This is a genomic window from Polaromonas sp. P1_G2, from assembly GCF_056405515.1.
The window spans coordinates 29,032-46,338 of sequence record NZ_JBFUBY010000016.1 but is presented as its reverse complement, the minus strand read 5'-3'; the positions used below and the strand labels follow the sequence as shown (position 1 = coordinate 46,338).

General features: G+C 64.9%; 20 protein-coding genes. 8 read left to right on the top strand and 12 right to left on the bottom strand.

What is annotated here, in order from left to right:
* Nucleotides 1–80: 80 nt before the first annotated feature.
* The 8 genes from AC1D0P_RS03505 to AC1D0P_RS03470 all read left to right on the top strand — a co-directional run bounded on the left by AC1D0P_RS03505 (nt 81) and on the right by AC1D0P_RS03470 (nt 5,685).
* Entirely contained in the window at nt 81–839 is a 759-nt protein-coding gene (locus AC1D0P_RS03505; RefSeq protein WP_477675415.1) for a DUF1223 domain-containing protein, read from the top strand.
* A 44-nt stretch (nt 840–883) separates the two neighbouring features.
* A complete protein-coding gene (locus AC1D0P_RS03500) occupies nt 884–1,396 on the top strand; it encodes a GNAT family N-acetyltransferase (RefSeq protein ID WP_477675414.1) in 513 nt (170 codons plus the stop codon).
* Nucleotides 1,397–1,441: 45 nt separating this feature from the next.
* Nucleotides 1,442–1,786, top strand: coding sequence for a GlpM family protein (locus AC1D0P_RS03495; protein ID WP_477675413.1), 345 nt, complete (start codon nt 1,442–1,444; stop codon nt 1,784–1,786).
* Nucleotides 1,787–1,798: 12 nt separating this feature from the next.
* Nucleotides 1,799–2,311 (top strand): hypothetical protein, encoded by a 513-nt coding sequence (locus AC1D0P_RS03490; protein ID WP_477651855.1) that lies wholly within the window; start codon nt 1,799–1,801, stop codon nt 2,309–2,311.
* Nucleotides 2,312–2,344: 33 nt separating this feature from the next.
* Nucleotides 2,345–2,830: a rod shape-determining protein gene (locus AC1D0P_RS03485; RefSeq protein ID WP_477675412.1), complete on the top strand. Its 486-nt coding sequence runs from the start codon at nt 2,345–2,347 to the stop codon at nt 2,828–2,830.
* A gap of 104 nt (nt 2,831–2,934) precedes the next feature.
* The gene (locus AC1D0P_RS03480) at nt 2,935–3,345 is read left to right on the top strand and encodes an MOSC domain-containing protein (RefSeq protein ID WP_477675411.1); all 411 of its coding nucleotides are present in this window, start codon (nt 2,935–2,937) and stop codon (nt 3,343–3,345) included.
* Between the two features lie 98 nt (nt 3,346–3,443).
* Nucleotides 3,444–4,673 carry a phosphoglycerate dehydrogenase gene (serA, locus tag AC1D0P_RS03475; RefSeq protein ID WP_477675410.1) on the top strand — a complete coding sequence of 410 codons (1,230 nt, stop codon included), beginning with the start codon at nt 3,444–3,446 and terminating at the stop codon, nt 4,671–4,673.
* A 505-nt stretch (nt 4,674–5,178) separates the two neighbouring features.
* Nucleotides 5,179–5,685 (top strand): lysozyme inhibitor LprI family protein, encoded by a 507-nt coding sequence (locus tag AC1D0P_RS03470; RefSeq protein WP_477675409.1) that lies wholly within the window; start codon nt 5,179–5,181, stop codon nt 5,683–5,685.
* Nucleotides 5,686–5,862: 177 nt separating this feature from the next.
* On the opposite strand, the gene AC1D0P_RS03465 is transcribed toward AC1D0P_RS03470, so the two are convergent.
* The 12 genes from AC1D0P_RS03465 to AC1D0P_RS03410 all read right to left on the bottom strand — a co-directional run bounded on the left by AC1D0P_RS03465 (nt 5,863) and on the right by AC1D0P_RS03410 (nt 17,265).
* Nucleotides 5,863–6,456 carry a DsbC family protein gene (locus AC1D0P_RS03465; protein ID WP_477675408.1) on the bottom strand — a complete coding sequence of 198 codons (594 nt, stop codon included), beginning with the start codon at nt 6,454–6,456 and terminating at the stop codon, nt 5,863–5,865.
* Nucleotides 6,457–6,501: 45 nt separating this feature from the next.
* Entirely contained in the window at nt 6,502–7,236 is a 735-nt protein-coding gene (locus AC1D0P_RS03460) for an alpha/beta hydrolase family protein (RefSeq protein ID WP_477675407.1), read from the bottom strand.
* A gap of 104 nt (nt 7,237–7,340) precedes the next feature.
* Nucleotides 7,341–8,246, bottom strand: coding sequence for an SDR family oxidoreductase (locus tag AC1D0P_RS03455; RefSeq protein WP_477675406.1), 906 nt, complete (start codon nt 8,244–8,246; stop codon nt 7,341–7,343).
* 83 nt (nt 8,247–8,329) lie between these two features.
* A complete protein-coding gene (locus AC1D0P_RS03450; RefSeq protein ID WP_477675405.1) occupies nt 8,330–8,785 on the bottom strand; it encodes a GNAT family N-acetyltransferase in 456 nt (151 codons plus the stop codon).
* Nucleotides 8,782–9,720, bottom strand: a complete 939-nt coding sequence (locus tag AC1D0P_RS03445; protein WP_477675404.1) for a glutathione S-transferase family protein — start codon at nt 9,718–9,720, stop codon at nt 8,782–8,784. Before AC1D0P_RS03445 ends, AC1D0P_RS03450 begins: the two co-directional genes overlap by 4 nt.
* Before the next feature lie 29 nt (nt 9,721–9,749).
* On the bottom strand, nt 9,750–11,390 hold the full coding sequence (locus AC1D0P_RS03440) for an isovaleryl-CoA dehydrogenase (RefSeq protein ID WP_477675403.1): 1,641 nt from the start codon (nt 11,388–11,390) through the stop codon (nt 9,750–9,752).
* Between the two features lie 25 nt (nt 11,391–11,415).
* Nucleotides 11,416–12,432: an NADP-dependent oxidoreductase gene (locus tag AC1D0P_RS03435; RefSeq protein WP_477675402.1), complete on the bottom strand. Its 1,017-nt coding sequence runs from the start codon at nt 12,430–12,432 to the stop codon at nt 11,416–11,418.
* A 52-nt stretch (nt 12,433–12,484) separates the two neighbouring features.
* Complete coding sequence (locus tag AC1D0P_RS03430; protein WP_477675401.1) at nt 12,485–12,940, bottom strand: PaaI family thioesterase; 456 nt, start codon at nt 12,938–12,940, stop codon at nt 12,485–12,487.
* A 6-nt stretch (nt 12,941–12,946) separates the two neighbouring features.
* A complete protein-coding gene (locus AC1D0P_RS03425; protein WP_074574258.1) occupies nt 12,947–13,738 on the bottom strand; it encodes an SDR family oxidoreductase in 792 nt (263 codons plus the stop codon).
* 191 nt (nt 13,739–13,929) lie between these two features.
* Nucleotides 13,930–14,160 carry a hypothetical protein gene (locus AC1D0P_RS03420; protein ID WP_477675400.1) on the bottom strand — a complete coding sequence of 77 codons (231 nt, stop codon included), beginning with the start codon at nt 14,158–14,160 and terminating at the stop codon, nt 13,930–13,932.
* Nucleotides 14,160–15,998 carry an acyl-CoA dehydrogenase gene (locus AC1D0P_RS03415; protein WP_477675399.1) on the bottom strand — a complete coding sequence of 613 codons (1,839 nt, stop codon included), beginning with the start codon at nt 15,996–15,998 and terminating at the stop codon, nt 14,160–14,162. The genes AC1D0P_RS03420 and AC1D0P_RS03415 overlap by 1 nt, the downstream gene beginning before the upstream one ends.
* A gap of 91 nt (nt 15,999–16,089) precedes the next feature.
* A complete protein-coding gene (locus tag AC1D0P_RS03410) occupies nt 16,090–17,265 on the bottom strand; it encodes an acetyl-CoA C-acyltransferase (RefSeq protein WP_477675398.1) in 1,176 nt (391 codons plus the stop codon).
* Between the last annotated feature and the right edge of the window lie 42 nt (nt 17,266–17,307).

Sequence of the window (17,307 nt, the reverse complement as noted above, 5' to 3'; positions counted from 1 at the left end):
GGCATCGCGCGACCAATGGCCACCAGCAGGCGGCCGCACTTTTCGGGTGCGGCGCCTGTTCAATGCCCCTGGAGATGACCATGCCAACCCGTTCAAACCCACGTATCCATTCGATAACAGCCATCACCGTGCTATCCATGAGCTGCGGCGCCTTGGCGGCGCAAGACGCCTGCACCGCCCAATCGGGGCCGGCCATCACCCCGGTGATGGAGCTCTACACCTCCGAGGGCTGCAGTTCCTGCCCGCCCGCCGACAAATGGCTGTCCTCGCTCAAGGGCTCCGGCATGGTGGTGCAGGCTTTTCACGTCGGCTATTGGGACTACATCGGCTGGGTCGACCGCTTCGCCGCGCCGGCCTACACCAAACGCCAGCACGAAGTCGCCGCCCGCAACAGCTTGCGCAGTGTCTACACCCCGCAGGCAGTGCTCAACGGCAAAGATTTGCCCGCCTGGGGGCCCAGGCCGCCCGGCGGCAAGGAGCCGGCACGCGCCGCCATCGTACTGACGCAGCTGGGCGCCGACCAGTTTGAAGCCGTGGTGACCCCTGTGGCCGAGCGGCAGCTGTCGCCTTCGTGGTCGGCCTACTGGACCGTCACCGAACACGGCCACAACTCCAAAGTGCAGGCCGGCGAAAACACCGGCGCCTTCCTCAAGCACGACTTCGTGGTGCGCCAGTACACCCAGGCGGGCGACTACAAAAGCGAGGGTGCCCCGCCGCAAAAGCTCAGCTTCCGCAGCATCGCCGCCACGCCCGGCCATGAACGCCAGGTCAACCTCGTGGTGTTTGACCCCAAGACCGGCAAGACCCTGCAGGCCGTGAGCCTGCAATGCCCCGCCTGAAGACTTTGTGATCAGGTCCGGCGGGCCTGCCGCACAATGGCGCAATGGAATCCTCGTCCGCGCCCTCTTCTCCGCCGCCGCCGGGCCTGCGCCCGCCTGAGGCCGCCGACTACCTGGCGCTGGGCAGCTGGGTCAAGGACGCCGACACCTGCCTGCGCTGGGCCGGCCCCAAGCTGAAATATCCGTTCAAGCCGGCACGGCTCTCGAAATTGCTCGCTGAGCCCGGTGCCCACAGTTTTGTGATGAGCCGAGGCTCGGCGGCCCCGGCCCTGGGCTTTGGGCAGTTCTGGGTGCGTGATCCCGGTGTGGCGCACCTGGCCCGCATCATCCTGGCGACCGCCGCGCGCGGCCAGGGCCTGGGGACCACGCTGTGCGAGTTGCTGATGGCCGAGGCCGCTCGTACCACCGGCGCAAGCGCCTTCACCTTGCGTGTCTACCGCGACAACGACCCGGCGCTGGCCATTTACGAGCGCCTGGGTTTTGTGGGGGTGCCGGGCCTGTCGGATGTGCGGGTTCTTGCCATGCGCAAGGAATCCCAGGCTGCCACCGTTCGCTAAACTGTGGCGCATGCCCTACTCCCGCCCCGCGCGCCCTCTTCGCGCATGATGTCCCTGTTCCTCAAATGCCTGCTGGGCGCGCTGGCCGTGCTGCTGATCGCCCTGCTGTCCAGGTCGCGCAACTTTGTCATCGCCGGCCTGGTGCCTCTGTTCCCCACCTTCGCGCTGATCGCCCATTACATCGTGGGCAGCGAACGCCATGCCGCCGACCTGCGCGCCACCGCACTCTTCGGCCTGTGGTCGCTGCTTCCCTATGCGGCCTATTTGCTCACGGTCTACTGGCTCAGTATCCGCGCCTCGCTGACGGTGACGCTGGCCGCCGCCACACTGGCATGGGTCGTGGCAGCCGGCGCATTGCTGCTGGGCTGGAGCCGCGCCTACCCCACATGAAATGAAAGCTGCATGAACAGGCTCAAAAAAATACTGCGGGGATTGTTGCTGGCTTCCGTCGCGCTGTTCCTGCTTTTCGAGGAATGGGGCTGGGAGCCACTGGCCGCCGCCTTCGCGGCGCTGGGCCGGCTACCGTGGTGGGCGCGGCTGGAACGCTTCATCACACGCCTGCCGCCCTGGGCTGCGCTGCTGGCCTTCGGCGTTCCCGTGCTCGCACTGATCCCCCTCAAGCTGTTGGCGCTTTACCTCTTCGGCCAGGGCCACATCACCACAGGCCTGGGCTTGATTCTTGCTGCGAAACTGGCGGGAACGGCGATGGCGGCCCGCCTGTTCCAGCTCACGCAGCCGGCGCTGATGCGCATGGCCTGGTTCGCCCGGCTTTACACACCCTGGAAGGCATGGAAAGACAAGGTCATCGCGCAGGCCAGGGCCTCCTGGGCCTGGCGCGTGGCGCGCCGCTTGAAGGGCCGGGTCAAGCTGGCGGGCGCCAGGCTGCTGGCGGCGCTCAAAGCCGCGCTGTCATGATGAAGGTTCAAGCTCACTGAAACTTTTCGCACCATGTTCGACATCCTCAAAACCCCTCTGTACATACGCCTCTCGCCGTTTCGCCTGACGGTGCGCAACGTCAAGACGGGCGAGTTCATCTCCGAAGTGCCCGAGATCGCCATCTCACGGGGACCCAAGCCCAAGGTGCTGGGTGCCGGCGACGAGGCGGCGCCTTATAAGTCCAGCAAGTCGGCCGAGGTGCTCAATCCTTTCAGCCACCCGCGCTCCCTGGTGTCCAACTTCACCGCGGGCGAGCAGGTACTCAAGGCCTTTGTGAAGAGGCTGACCAAGGCCCACGCCTTCGCCGCGTCGCCCCGCATGGTGTTTCATCCCCAGAGTGAGCCTGCCGGTGGTTTCACACAGATAGAAATCAGGGCTTTGCACGAGATGGCCCTGGGCGCCGGCGCCGTGGAAGTCACGATCTGGCAGGGCCAGGACCTGACGGACGAACAGGTGCTGTCGCGCAACTACCCGCCCACGGGCCGGGTACTCGAGTGAAAGCCGGGCCCGCGGACTTGCGCGCGTTGACCCGCGCATTTCCGCATGCAGGCCGGCTGGAACGGATTTTCCTGCGGCCTGCTCGGCGTGTTCCAGTGCTCGCCGTGGAAAGCGCCCTGGCAATCACAGGCCGCGGCCTTGAAGGTGACCGCTACGCCACCGGTGCGCAGGGCGGCAAACGCCAGGTCACCTTGGTGCAGGCCGAACACCTTCCCGTGCTGGCTTCCCTGGCCCGGCGGGAAGCGGTGGGCGCCGCGGACCTTCGCCGCAACCTTGTGGTGGCCGGCCTGAACCTGCTGGCGGCCAGATCGCTGTTCAAGGACCAGCCCATGGTGCTGCGCATAGGCCCCGTGGTGCTGGAGATCACCGGCCCCTGCGAGCCTTGCTCGCGCATGGACGAAGTGCTGGGCGCCGGCGGCTACAACGCCATGCGCGGCCATGGCGGACTGACGGCGCGGGTGCTGCAGGGCGGCCTGTTGCGGGTGGGCGACGCGGTGCTGTGTGAGCCGGGCTGAACGTGTTGCGCTAGCCTGATGGCTCAAACCGTGTGCCGGTATGGGTATTGGGCATAGGTCATACTGGCCTGCCATCCACTCCCTGCCCTGCCGCCTCCATGACTAAAACCTCGGTCGACAAGCACAAAATCAAATTCCTGCTGCTCGAGGGCATACACCCCTCCGCCGTGGAAGTTCTCAAGGCCGCGGGTTATTCCAATATTGAAAGCCTGTCCGGCGCCCTGCCCGACGACGAACTCAAGGCCAAGATCGCCGACGTGCATTTTGTCGGCATACGCTCGCGCACCCAGCTCACGGCCGAGGTGTTCGCCCAGGCCGGCAAGCTCGCCGCCGTCGGCTGCTTTTGCATAGGCACCAACCAGGTCGACCTGGTCGCGGCGCGCGAGCGCGGCATCGCAGTCTTCAATGCGCCTTTCTCCAATACCCGCTCCGTAGCCGAACTGGTGCTGGCCGAGGCGATTTTGCTGCTGCGCGGCGTGCCTGAAAAAAGCGCGGTCGCGCACCGCGGCGGCTGGCTCAAGTCGGCCGAGAACGCCTATGAGATCCGCGGCAAGACCCTGGGCATCGTCGGCTACGGCTCCATCGGCACGCAGCTCTCGGTGCTGGCCGAGGCGCTGGGCATGCACGTGGTGTTTTTCGACGTGGTGACCAAGCTTCCGCTGGGCAATGCCCGCCAGGTGGCGCAGCTCAAGGACCTGCTGGCCCAGTCCGACGTGGTGAGCCTGCACGTGCCTGAAACCCAGGCCACCCAGTGGATGATGGGCGCGGCCGAGATCGCCGCGATCAAACCGGGCGGCGTGCTGATCAATGCCTCGCGCGGCACGGTGGTCGAGATCGAGCCGCTGGCAGAAGCCCTGAAAAACAAACAACTGCTGGGCGCCGCCATCGACGTCTTCCCCGTGGAGCCACGCAGCAACAAAGACATCTTCGAGTCACCTCTGCGCGGCCTGGACAACGTGATCCTCACGCCGCACGTGGGCGGCTCCACTATGGAAGCCCAGGAGAACATCGGCATTGAGGTCGCCGAGAAACTCGTGAAGTACAGCGACAATGGCACGTCGACCTCGTCCGTCAACTTCCCCGAAGTCGCCCTGCCCGCCCATCCCGGCAAACACCGCCTGCTGCACATCCACCGCAACGTGCCCGGCGTGCTCTCGGAAATCAACAAGGTGTTCGCCAGCAACGGCATCAACATCGCCTCGCAGTACCTGCAGACGAATGAGGCCGTCGGCTACGTCGTGATCGACATCGACGCCGCGCATTCCGACATGGCGCTGGCCAAGCTGGCAGAAGTGCCGGGGACGATTCGGAGCCGCGTTTTGTTTTAAGGCCGGGGCGCCAGCCCACCCCTCCCCAGTCTTACCCCCTCTCCCCCTGGGAGAGGGTTGGGGTGAGGGCCACCTGCATGCCGAACGCGCAACAGCCTTCTTCGCGCTGAAGGCAAAGCGCCGCGAGCCATTGCAAAGACCGGCCCCTCCAGGGACGGCCATGCCCCTGCTCGCCAGCTTGAGTTCTCACCCGGCGCACTCGTCGCCTTTGGACCACTGAGGCAAAAGCGCATCCGAAAAAACATCCGCAAAAGCTGTGCTCCTGAGCACCAAGGCAGGCACGCGCATGCCCGGCCCTCCCATTGTCTTTCTATGGACAAAGAAGTGACGGTTGCTCACTCAACGCGCAGTAGCGCCCGTGAAATTCGCACTTTGGCTTGTAAGCTCCGCGCTTCCAATTCAACGCAAACCACTAACGAAACGAACTCATCTGGTCTGTCAGACTGCTTGATGGCCCTTAACGCTGAGTGACCCGCATTCCAAAATTCACTCAAAAGGAAGAACAATGGCTATCGAAGAAAATCTCGCTCTTTCGGCAATCTCATCACAACGCGCGCTTCTCATACTTCTGAGTTCATCTCTGGTTTTCATGAGCGCGGCTAACGGGCAGGCTGTCGAGGTCGGGGATAGCTGCACAGGAAAAAGCAAGTTACCTCAATCATTCATTTGTGCCGACAAACTTGTTATTGATTGCCGCAATTCAACCAACACACAAGAACAGCTTTACTGCGCAGCCAGTGAATTACAAAAGGCTGATAACGCACTTAATCGCCTTTATCAACGCGCGCTTAAAAAGCTTGAGAAGCCAAGTGACGAGTTCGCCGATTACCGGAATGCGCGAAAGGCATTCATAGAGGGTCAGCGCGCATGGGCGCGATTTAAGAAATCGGATTGTGAAGTCGCGGGATATCTGAATCTCAAGGGAAGCAGTCAATCGAGCGAAATAATCAGCTGCGAACTCGCGCACACGAAGAATCGCATCGCGGATCTCAATACCTATTTCAGACCATGACCAAAAATGCAACGCGGCAATGGCATAGCCCCTAGGTTCCGTATCAAAGAACGACTTATTGCCATGGGCCAGACGGTCTTGACGGCCGTGCAGCAAACAGCGCTGGCGCCTGTGCTTGCTGCGAACTGGCATTGAACCGGCGCCCTGCCCCGCCGCGCGCCTTCCCGGGCCGCGGGCTTACTGCGCCGGCACCTGCAAGCCCAGCAGCTCCGCCAGCGCGGCCGTCGGCAAGGCGCCTTCCTGAGACACCACCGCACCGGTCTGCGCATGGGTGCCGACGATGCTGGGAATCCCGCTAAAGCCCAGCCGGGTCATCAGCGCGGTGTTTTTGGCGACGGCGTCTTTTTGTGGGTCTATGCTGCTGGCGGCGCTGATGCCGCCGCGCCCTGCTTTCATGGAAGCCTCATGCTCGTCCATGGCGGCTACCGGGTCGCCGGAGGCCAGCAGGGTCGCGCCTTGCGCGGTGCTGGCGGCGTTGAGGATGCCGACGGGAATCCAGACAAACTTGGCCTGGGATTTGAGCGGCTTGGCGGCCTCCCACAGCACGGCGCAATGCGGGCACTGCGCGTCGAAGAAGACGTAAACGGTGCGCCTGCTCATCTGCGAGCCAGCGGTAAAACCTTTGGCCTCGGCCGCGATGGCTTCCACTGAGATGGGTGCCGCTGCGGCGGTTTTCTGCGCGGCAGTTTCGGGGGCATCGTTGCAGCCGGTGAGCAGCAAGCTGCAGGCCGCCAGCGTGGCGGCGAAAAGTGAGGGCAAGGATTTGGGCATGGTGACGGCCGTCAGTGAACGAAGACCAAGAATAGCCCAGGCGCGCTATTTCGACAGCGCGTCCGCCAATTCACCCGCCAGCATGAAGAATTCGGGCGAGCGCAGCACCGACACATGGGTAGCGTTCATGGCATAGGTCACGCGGGTCTTGAGGCCGCGGGCCTGCAGGGCCCTGGCGTAGCTTTCACTGAACAGGGGCAAGGTGTTTTCATCCTTGTTGCCGACCACCAGGCTGAGCAGCGTGCCGGACGGTACCTTTCCGGCCTCGGCCAGCGGCGACAGGCTGGTCCAGGCGCCCTTCTTGCCGGCCGAGCTGCCGCGCCACTGGCGCCAGGCGGGCACGTCACAAGGGCAGGCGGCCAGCAGGTAGGCGTCGGCGCTGCTCGGGAAACGGCCGGCCAGCAAGGCCGCCATGGCGGCGCCGCCCGAATGGCCGACCAGCAGGATCTTTTTGCCGGGGTTCAGGTTGCGCAACTGGGCCAGGGCCGCTGCGACGATGTCCACGTTTTGCGGCGTGTAATCGTCGTCGCCGGGGCGGGACTGGCCGTCCGACGTACCCAGATCGCTGCGATAGCCGGGCCGCTGGATGGCCACCGTGACGGCCTGAACTTTTTCCGCGAGCATGGCGGCCGCACCGCTGTCGGTCTTCAACTCCGTGCGCCCGCCGTTGTCGCCGTGCAGGAAAACGATGAGCACCTTGGGTGTGACGCGGGCCGAGGCCTGCGCGGGCGCCAAGGTGCGTATGACCAGGCAATGCCGGCTGTCCCCTGCCCGCTCCACGCCGTCGGCCTTTTTGCCGTCAGGGCATGTGGCTGGTTGCGCGAAGGCAGCCCATGGCAGGCTAGCCAACAGCAGGCTGACAACAAGCAGGCAAGCGCGCCGCATCAGGCGCCGCGCAAGGCGGCTTTCAGCTGCTGGCCGATCTCGGGTTTGTCGGCAAACGGGTCGGTGGGGTTGCGCGCCTGCAGCACGTCTTCGAGGCGCGTCTGCACCGAGTTGATGGCCTTGGGATGGCTGTAGATATAGAACTGGTTGCTGGCGATGGCGTCGAAGACCAGCTTTGCCACATCGGCCGCGGTGACCTTGCCGGAGCCCACGGCCTTGCCCGTCATGGCCTGCTGGATCATCTGGCTCTTGGTGGGCTTGTCGCTGGCCAGCTCGGCCGGGCGGTTGCGGTGGCTCATGCCTATGCCGGTGGCGACAAAGAAGGGACACAGGACCGAGGCGCCGACCTGGTCGGTGACCAGGCCCAGGTCCTGGTACAGGGTTTCGCTCAAGGAWACCACGGCATGCTTGCTGACGTTGTAGACGCCCATATTGGGTGGGTTCAGCAGGCCGGCCATGCTGGCGGTGTTGACGATGTGGCCTTGCCAGGCCGGGTCCTTGGCGGCGGCTTCCAGCATCATGGGCGTGAAGATGCGCACGCCGTGCACCACGCCCATGACGTTGACACCCATCACCCATTCCCAGTCCTTGAGGCTGTTTTCCCAGATCAGGCCGCCCGCGCCTACGCCGGCGTTGTTGAAGACGAAGTGCGGCGCGCCGAAGCGCTCGAACACGGCTTTGCCCATGGCTTCCATCTGCGCGGCGCTGGAAACGTCAATCTTGAAGGACAGCACCTGGGCGCCGGCGGCCTTCATTTCCGCTTCGGCCTTGTCCAGCGCATCCTGCTGCACGTCGGCCAGCACCAGGTTCATGCCGAGTTTGGCGCCCAGGCGCGCGCATTCCAGGCCGAAGCCCGAGCCCGCACCGGTCAGCACTGCCGTTTTGCCTTTGAAGTCGGTGATCATTGCGTGTCTTCCTTGATAGCTTGAATTCGAAAATTGTCCATGAGGCGTGTTGTTGCGCGTGTCACCCAGGCAACTCAGGCCAGTCAGGCACCTCGCAGCATTTCAATGTGCGGTATGCGGTCTTCGATGTAGGGCTCGCCGTTTTTCACAAAACCGTGCTGGTTGTAGAACTTCTCCAGCCGCGCCTGCGCGCCTATGCGTATGGGCTGCGGGCCCCAGTGCGCCTGCAGGCGCTCAATCGCCTCTTTCATCAGCACATGGCCGATGCCGCCGCCGCGCGCCGAAGCGTGCGTGACGACGCGGCCTATGCTGGCCTCGGCGAACTTGGCGCCGGCGGCAAAACAGCGCGCGTAGGCGGCCAGCCGGCCGTCCCGCATGCCCAGCAAATGCATGGCTTCGGTGTCGGCGCCGTCCAGGTCCTGGAAGGCGCAGGCCTGTTCAAGCACAAAGACCTCGCTGCGCAGCTGCAGCAACTCGTAAAGTTCCAGCGTGTCCAGCGCGCTGAAGGGCACAAAACGCCAGGTGATGATGCCGGTCATTCGGGGGTGGCGGCTTTCAGCGAATAGCCTATGCGCGGGAAATGCACGTGCACCGTGCCGGCGCGCGGGTCGCTGCGGCGCAGCGTGTAGTGCATGCGGGTGGCGGCGATCAGCTCGCCTTCGGTGGGCTCGGGGCCGAAGCTTTCGCTGCTGATCCGCACCTGGCTGCCCAGCGGGATGCCGTGTTCGTCCTGGAACAGGTCGTCGTGCAGCGGCGCGGGGGTGGCAGCGGCGGCCACCGCGATGGCGTCGCCGGAACTGGACTTTTCAGAACTGCCGTGGCCTATGGCGGCCATGCGGTCCATCCAGTCGAGCACGGCGGGCGTGAGCTTGAGGATGCCCGCGAGCACCGGGGTTTGCGTGCGCGTGAACCACAGCGGGTGGTACATCGCAAAATCGGCGATGCAGGGCACGTCGCCCAGCACAAAAGGCCTGTCGTCCAGCATGTCCGAGATGCGCCGCAGGTAGGACTTGTAGGCGGCCGCAGCATCGCTGGAGCGCAGGCGCGGCATGCCGAAGCTCATGGCCTTGCGGTCTTCACCGAAAGCGCGCGCGGCTTCGGGCGGCGCTTTCTCAAAAATCTGCGCCACGCCCTTGGGCTGGGTGTTGAAGGCCATGGAGGTCCAGAACAGCGTGTTGTMGGCCCAGTGGGCGAGCGTGCGCGCCAAGCCCTTGCTGGGCTCAGGGTAGACGCTGGGCATGGGCTGCAAATGCTCGAGCACGTCGCTGATCAGCGCGGTGTCGCAATAAATGTCGGCGCCGATTTGCAGGATGGGCGTCTTGCGGTAGCCGCCCGTGAGCGCCACCACGTCGGGCTTGGGCATGATCATCGGGATGATGACGGACTTCCAGGGCAGGTTTTTGTAGCCCAGCATCAGCCGCGTTTTTTCGGCGAAGGGCGACGAGGGGTAGTGGTGAAGAATCAGCTCGCTCATGGGTGTCTCCAGGATGTTTTTGTGTTGATTCAGCGGGGCATGGCCCGGGCGATGATGGCGTCGAAATCCGTGCCCGCGCCCAGCGTGCCGAAAGACTGGCCCCAGTTGCCGGCCAGGCGCGAATCGCAAAAGACGCCAAAGACGGCGGCAGGCGCCGTCTGCGCCAGCAGCGCGGCCTGCACGGCCAGCGCCACGTCCTGCGCGAGGCGGCGCGCTTCGACTTCAGTCGCCATCTCTTCGATGCGCGTGGGTAAGGCGGCGGCCAGCTTGTCCAGCGCCGGGTGTGCGCCCTTGGCGGCGGAGAGTTCCTGCGCCAGCGCTGCCACGGCGTCGGCCTTGCGCAGGGCGCGCAGCAAATCGAGTGCCATGATGTTGCCCGCGCCTTCCCAGATGGAATTGAGCGGCATCTCGCGGTAGACGCGGGCCATGATGCCTTCGCCGCCCTCCTCCACATAGCCGTTGCCGCCCAGGCATTCCATGGCCTCCTGCGCGAAGTGGCTGCCGCGTTTGCAGATCCAGAACTTGGCGACCGGCGTCAAGAGGCGCGCCATGGCGGCTTCATGCGCGTCGCCCGGGCGATCGAAGGCCCGGGCCAGGCGCATCGCCAGCGCCGTGGCGGCTTCGGATTCGAGTGCCAGGTCGGCCAGCACGTTGCGCATCAGCGGCTGCTCCACCAGCAGCTTGCCGAAGGCCTTGCGCTGCGAGGTGTGGTTCAGCGCCAGCGACAGCGCCTGCCGCATCAGCCCGCTGGTGCCCAGCGCGCAGTCCAGCCGCGTCATGGTGCCCATCTCGAGGATTTGCGGGATGCCGCGGCCCTCGCCGCCGACCAGCCAGGCCTGCGCACCTTCAAATTCCACCTCGGAGCTTGCATTGGCCTTGTTGCCGAGCTTGTCCTTGAGGCGCTGGATGCGGATGGCGTTAAGGCCGCCGTCGGGCAGCACACGCGGCAGGAAAAAGCAGCTCAGGCCGCTTTGCGTCTGGGCCAGCACCAGGAAGGCGTCGCACATGGGCGCCGAGAAAAACCATTTGTGGCCGGTGACGGCATAACGCTCACCCCAGCCGTCGAGGCCCGCGGGCTCGGCTCGCGTCGTATTCGCCCGCACATCGGAGCCGCCCTGCTTTTCGGTCATGCCCATGCCCATGGTGAGGCCGGCCTTGGCCTGCCACAGCTTGAGTTCGGGGTCGTAGGCGCGGCTGGCCAGCCTGGGGGCCCAGTCGGCGTAGATGGCCGTGTTGCCGCGCAAGGCGGGTGTGGCCGCGTAGCTCATGGAGATGGGGCACAGCGTTGAGGGTTCGAGTTCGGTGAAGAGCATGAAGCCGGCGGCGCGCCTGGCATGCGGGCTGGCTTCTTCATCACTCCAGGGCGAGCCATGCAGGCCCGCGCCCGTCGCCAGCTTCATGAGCTCGTGGTAGCTCGGGTGAAACTCCACCTGGTCCACACGCCGGCCGAAGCGGTCGTGGCTGTGCAGCACCGGCCCATGCACATTGGCCAGGCGCGCATGGGTCTGCATCGCGCTGCTGCCCAAGCTGGCGCCGAGCTGCCTCAGCCCGGCGGTGTCCAGTGCGGGCGCGTTGAACTTCAGCGCATCGCGCAGCGGCCGGTTGGTCTCGAACAGGTTGTAGTCAGCCAGCGGCGCAGGCTGGTTGAAGACTTCATGGGTGGGGTTCATCGCAAACCTCCTGGGTGTGCAAGCCTTAAATGAGCTTGACCAACTGCTTGCCGAAGTTCTTGCCCTTGAGCAGTCCGAGAAAAGCTTCCGGTGCCGACTCAATCCCCTGCGCCACGGTTTCACGCGGGCGCAGCTTGCCGGTGCCCACCAGCGTGCCGAGTTCCTTGAGCGCTTCGGGCCAGACTTCCATGTGCTCGGCCACGATAAAACCTTGCAGCTTGAGGCGGGCGGTCAGGATCAATGCCGGATAGGCCAGCGGCATGGGCCGGCCGTCGTAGCCGGCGATCATGCCGCACAGCGCGATGCGGCCGAAGGCGTTCATGCGCGGCAGCACGGCGTCCAGCACCATGCCGCCCACGTTTTCGAAATAGCCGTCGATGCCGTCGGGGCAGGCATCGCGCAAGGCCTTGGACAGCGAGGCCGCATCGGCGTGCAGCTTGTAGTCTATGCAGGCGTCAAAGCCGAGTTCGTCAACCGCGTATTTGCATTTATCGGGCCCGCCCGCGATGCCGACGGTGCGGCAGCCGCGCGCTTTCGACAGTGCGCCAAAGGCGCTGCCGACGGCACCGGTGGCAGCGCTGACCACCATGGTCTGGCCGGCTTTAGGCTCGATGATTTTGACCAGGCCGTACCAGGCGGTCACGCCGGGCATACCCACCGCACCCAGGTAATGCGACAGCGGCACGTGGGTGGTGTCGACCTTGCGCAGCGCACCGGGCTGGTCGGGGTTGACCACGCTGTACTGCTGCCAGCCGCCCATGCCGACGACTTTGTCGCCGGGCTGGAATTTGGGCGAGCGGCTTTCGACCACTTCGCCGGCCGTGCCGCCCAGCATGACCTGTCCCAGCGGCTGCGGCGCGGCATAACTCTTGGCATCACTCATGCGGCCGCGCATATACGGGTCCAGGCTCAGGTAGTGGTGGCGCACCAGCACCTGGCCGTCCTGCAGGGGCGGCGTGTCGCTGGAGACCAGCATGAAGTTGCTCGCGCTGGCCTCGCCGGTGGGACGGTTGTCGAGGAGGATTTGCTGGTTGATGGGCATGGGGGTCTCCTGTTGTGTATTGGGTGCCGCGGCTGCGGCATGACTGCTGGTATCAGTCCGTGGAAATCGCGCCACCGGAGGAATCCGGTTTATCGGCCGCGGGTTTGCGTTTGACGTACTTGAAAGTTCCGGTCGAATGCGCACAGGGCTGGCCCAGCACATCGTAAAGCGTGGCCTCGGTAAAGGCCATGGTGGCCGTGCGGTGCATGAGCCGGCCCCTGGCCGTCAGTCGGCTGCCGTCGCCGGGCGCTGGCCGCATGAAGCTGGTTTTCATCTCGATGGTGACCACGCCCATGTCTTTCTGCACGCTGCGCGCCGCCGTGGCCATGGTCACGTCCAGCAGCGTCATGATGGCGCCGCCGTGCGTTACCGCGAAAGAGTTGAGGTGCTCGGCTTTGGGCGCATAGCCAATGGCCGAAGCGCCGCCCGTGAACAACTCGAGCTCAAAGCCCAGGTGATTGACAAAGGGGATGTCGGCGCCGAAGTCCATCAACTCTTCCCAGCCCATTTTTGTTTAACCGCCGGTTACTACTGATACGCCGCCGTCCACCGCCAGCCACTGGCCGGTAATGTGTTTGCCGGCGTCCGAGGCGTAAAGCACGCACAGGCCCTTCAGGTCTTCGTCGTCGCCCAGGCGGCCCAGCGGCGCGTGCGAGGCGAGTTTTTCTTCGCCCAGCGCTTTCAGCGTACCCACGGTCATCTTGCTCGGGAAGAAGCCCGGGCAGATGGCGTTGACGGTGATGTTGTACTTGCCCCATTCGCAGCCCAGCGCGCGCGTGAAGTTGACGACGGCGCCCTTGGAGGTGTTGTAAGCCACGGTGGTCATCTCGCGCGGATTGCCGCCCAGGCCGGCGATGGAGGCCACGTTGATGATGCGGCCGGACTTGCGCGCGATCATGCTGTGCTTGGCGATATGCTGGCTCAGGATGAAGTAGCCGCGGATGTTGAGGTTCATGACCTTGTCCCAGGCTTCCACCGGGTGGTCTTCGGCGGGCGCGCCCCAGGCTGCGCCGGCGTTGTTGACCAGGATGTCGACGTGGCCCAGGCGCTTGATGGCTTCATCGGCCAGCGCGCGTATGTCTTCCTCTTTCGAGCAGTCAGCGGCGATCCAGTCGACGTCGATGCCTGCGGCCTTAAGCTCGGCAGCGGATTCGATGAGGTCTTCGGCCTTGCGCGAGCTCAGGATGACCTTGGCGCCGGCTTCGCCCAGCGCCTGGGCCAGTTGCAGGCCCAGGCCGCGCGAGCCGCCGGTCACGAGGGCGGTCTTGCCTTTGAGGTCAAACAGTTGCTGGATGGTACGGGTCATGGAGGGTCTCCTGGAGTGTTGTTCATGCGCCGCCCTTTGTGCCGGGCGGAGATGACGATGTTGAAATGAGGTTGGTGTCAGGCAGCCGCGGCTGCGATGTTTTCACTTGCGTTGGACTTCGCCATATTGGCACAACATCGAAGCTGTTGCAGTCCCTGCTGTCATGGCGGCGACTTGGCTTTGGGCGCCGCTCAGGGCCCGACGTTGACGCGCGAACGCACGTAGATCAGCACAAACCCCACCGCCGCGATCACGCCGCCGGCGACCACCATGGACCAGCCGATGGCGTCGTCCACGCGTTCGACCGACAGGCCCAGCACCAGCGTCAGCAGCCCGCCATAGATCAGCACCCAGATCAGGGCCTGCAGGCGCGCCACGTTCTTGTTGGAAACAGGGTCGGCGGACGGTTTGAAAAATGCCATTAAAAAGCCTCCTCGGGCAGGTCGGCGCAGGTCAGGTCGCGGCTTTCAACCACCTTGAGCCAGGCGTCGATCTTCGGTAATTCGTAATGATAAAAGTAGCGCATGGCCCCCATCCTTCCCGCGTGCGCGGCGCCCGGAGTCGTCGTTTCCTGCGGCAATGAGAGGCTGGCCAGCGCCACGTCCAGCCAAAGCCACGCCAGCACGGTGTGGCCAAAGGCCTGCATATAGGGTACCGCATTGGCCAGCGCCTCGCCGGGCTCGCCCGTGGCCCAGGCCGCCTTGGTGGCGCTGCCCACGTGCTGCAGCGCCTTGCCCAGCGCGTTGGCGTACACCGCCAGCTCGGGCCGCTGTATGGCTTTTTCGATCGTGGCGTTGATGCGCGCGGCCAGCAGCTGCAGCCCCCTTCCCCCTTCCATCAGCACCTTGCGGCCCAACAGGTCCATGGCCTGGATGCCGTGCGTGCCTTCATGGATCATGTTCAGGCGGTTGTCGCGCCAGTACTGCTCCACCGGGAAGTCGCGTGTGTAGCCGTAACCGCCGTGCACCTGGATGGCCAGGGAATTCGCCTCCAGGCACCATTCGCTGGGCCAGCTCTTGGCGATCGGCGTCAGCACCTCGAGCAGCAGGCGCGCCTCGTCGGCCGCCTCGCCGCCCGCCGTGTGGTGCTCGTCGACCAGGCGCGCGCAGTACAGCTCCAGCGCCAGCGCGCCTTCGCAATAGGCTTTTTGCGCCAGCAGCATGCGCTTGACGTCGGCGTGCTCGATGATGCGGATCTGCGGCTGGGAGGCATCCTTGCCGCCCACGCCGACGGGCCGGCCCTGCGGCCGGTTTTTGGCGTAGTCGAGGCTGGCGTAATAACCCGCCATGCCCAGCATGGTGGCGGCCGTGCCCACGCCTATGCGCGCCTCGTTCATCATGTGGAACATGCAGCGCAGGCCTTCATGCGGCTTGCCCACCAGGTAGCCAACGGCGCCGGCCTGGCCGTCCACCGGGTATTTGCCTTCGCCGAAATTGAGCAGCGTGTTGGTGGTGCCGCGCCAGCCCAGCTTGTGGTTCAGGCCGGCCAGCGCCACGTCGTTGCGCACGCCGGTGAGCCCGCCCTGGGTGTCGACCATCTTTTTGGGCACGATGAACAGCGAGATGCCGCGCGTGCCGGCGATCAGCTTGCCGTCCGGCCCCGGTATCTTGGCCAGCACCAGGTGGATGATRTTGTCGGTCAACTCGTGCTCGCCGGCCGAAATCCACATCTTGTTGCCCTTGAGGCGGTAGCGCGCACCCAGCGGGTCGGCCTCAAAGCCCTCGCCGTCGGGCACGGCGCGCGTGGTCACGTCGCTCAGCGAGGAGCCGGCCTGCGGCTCGGACAGGCACATGGTGCCCGAGAAGCGCCCCGAGAACTCGTTCTTGGCGAAGACTTCTTTTTGCGCGTCCGTGCCGTGCACCATCAGCAAATTGGCATTGCCGGTGGTCAGCAGGCCCGAGCCCATGCTGACCGAGGCCATCGCAAAAAAGGCGTTGGCCGCCGCCTCCACGGTATAGGGCAGCTGCATGCCGCCGATTTCATAGTCCTGCGCGGCGCTCAGCATGCCGGATTCGGCATAGGCTTTCTGCGCATCGTGCGTGGCCTGCGGCAGTATGACTTTTTCGCCGTCGAAATGCGGCTCCTGCGTGTCCACCGTGCGGTTGAAAGGCGCGTATTTCTCGCGCGCGATGCGCTCGCAGGTGTCGAAGACCGCGTCGAAGGTCTCGCGCGAATGGTCGGCGAAACGCGGGCGCAGGTTCAGCGACTCGGCGTCCAGCCAGTGGTAAAGCAGGAAGTCGAGGGTGGGCATGAGGCTCATGACGGCCTCCCCGGCACAAGGGCGGGCGGCAAGGCAGGAAACGCCTGCCCTTTCTGAAGGAGCAGGGTTTCATTCATGGTGTTCGCCCGGCTTAGAGGACTTCGTAAATACCGGCCGCGCCCATGCCGCCGCCGATGCACATGGTCACGCAGACGCGCTTGGCGCCGCGGCGCTTGCCTTCGATCAGCGCGTGGCCCGTGAGGCGCTGGCCGGTCACGCCGTAAGGGTGGCCGACGGCGATCGCGCCGCCATTGACGTTGAGTTTGTCCATGGGGATGCCCAGCTTGTCGGCGCAATACAGCACCTGCACGGCGAAGGCTTCATTGAGTTCCCAGAGGTCGATGTCGCTGATCTTCAGGCCCAGCTTGGCGAGAACCTTGGGAATGGCGAAGACCGGGCCGATGCCCATTTCGTCAGGCTCGCAGCCGGCGACCGCGAAACCGAGGAAGCGGCCCAGGGGCTTGAGGCCCTTCTTTTCGGCGAGGGTTTCGTTCATGACGACCACGGCGCCGCCGCCGTCGGAGAACTGGCTGGCGTTGCCGGCCGCGATCACACCGCCGGGAATGGCCGGCTTGATGCCGCTGATGCCTTCCTTGGTCGTGCCTTCGCGAATGCCCTCGTCCTTGCTGACGGTGACCTGCTTGGTCGTCAGGCCCATGACCTTGTCGGCCACACCGGCCGTCACGGTGATGGGTGCGATTTCGGCTTCAAACAGGCCGGCGGCCAGCGCGGCCGTGGCCTTTTGCTGGCTCAGCGCGCCGTACTCGTCCATGCGGTCGCGCGAGATGTTGTAGCGCTTGGCGACCTGCTCGGCGGTCTGCAGCATGTTCCAGTAGATCTCGGGCTTGTTCTTGGCAAGCCAGCCCTCCTGCAGCATGTGGGTGTTCATCTCCTGCTGCACGCAGGAGATGCTTTCGACGCCGCCGGCCACGTAGATGTCGGCTTCGCCGGCGATCACGCGCTGGGCTGCCAGGGCGATGGTCTGCAGGCCGGACGAGCAGAAGCGGTTGACCGTCATGCCCGAAACGGTGACGGGGCAGCCGGCGCGCAGCGCGATCTGGCGCGCGATATTGGCACCGGTCGCGCCTTCGGGCGTGGCGCAGCCGATGATCACGTCATCGACTTCGGCGGCTTCAATGCCGGCGCGCTTGAGCGCGTGCTCGACGGCGTGGCCGCCCAGCGTGGCGCCATGCGTCATGTTGAAGGAGCCCTTCCAGCTTTTGGCCAGGGGGGTGCGTGCGGTGGAAACGATTACTGCTGAAGTCATGGAAATCTCCGGAATCTGGTGCGTTGTCTGGAACGTTGATCT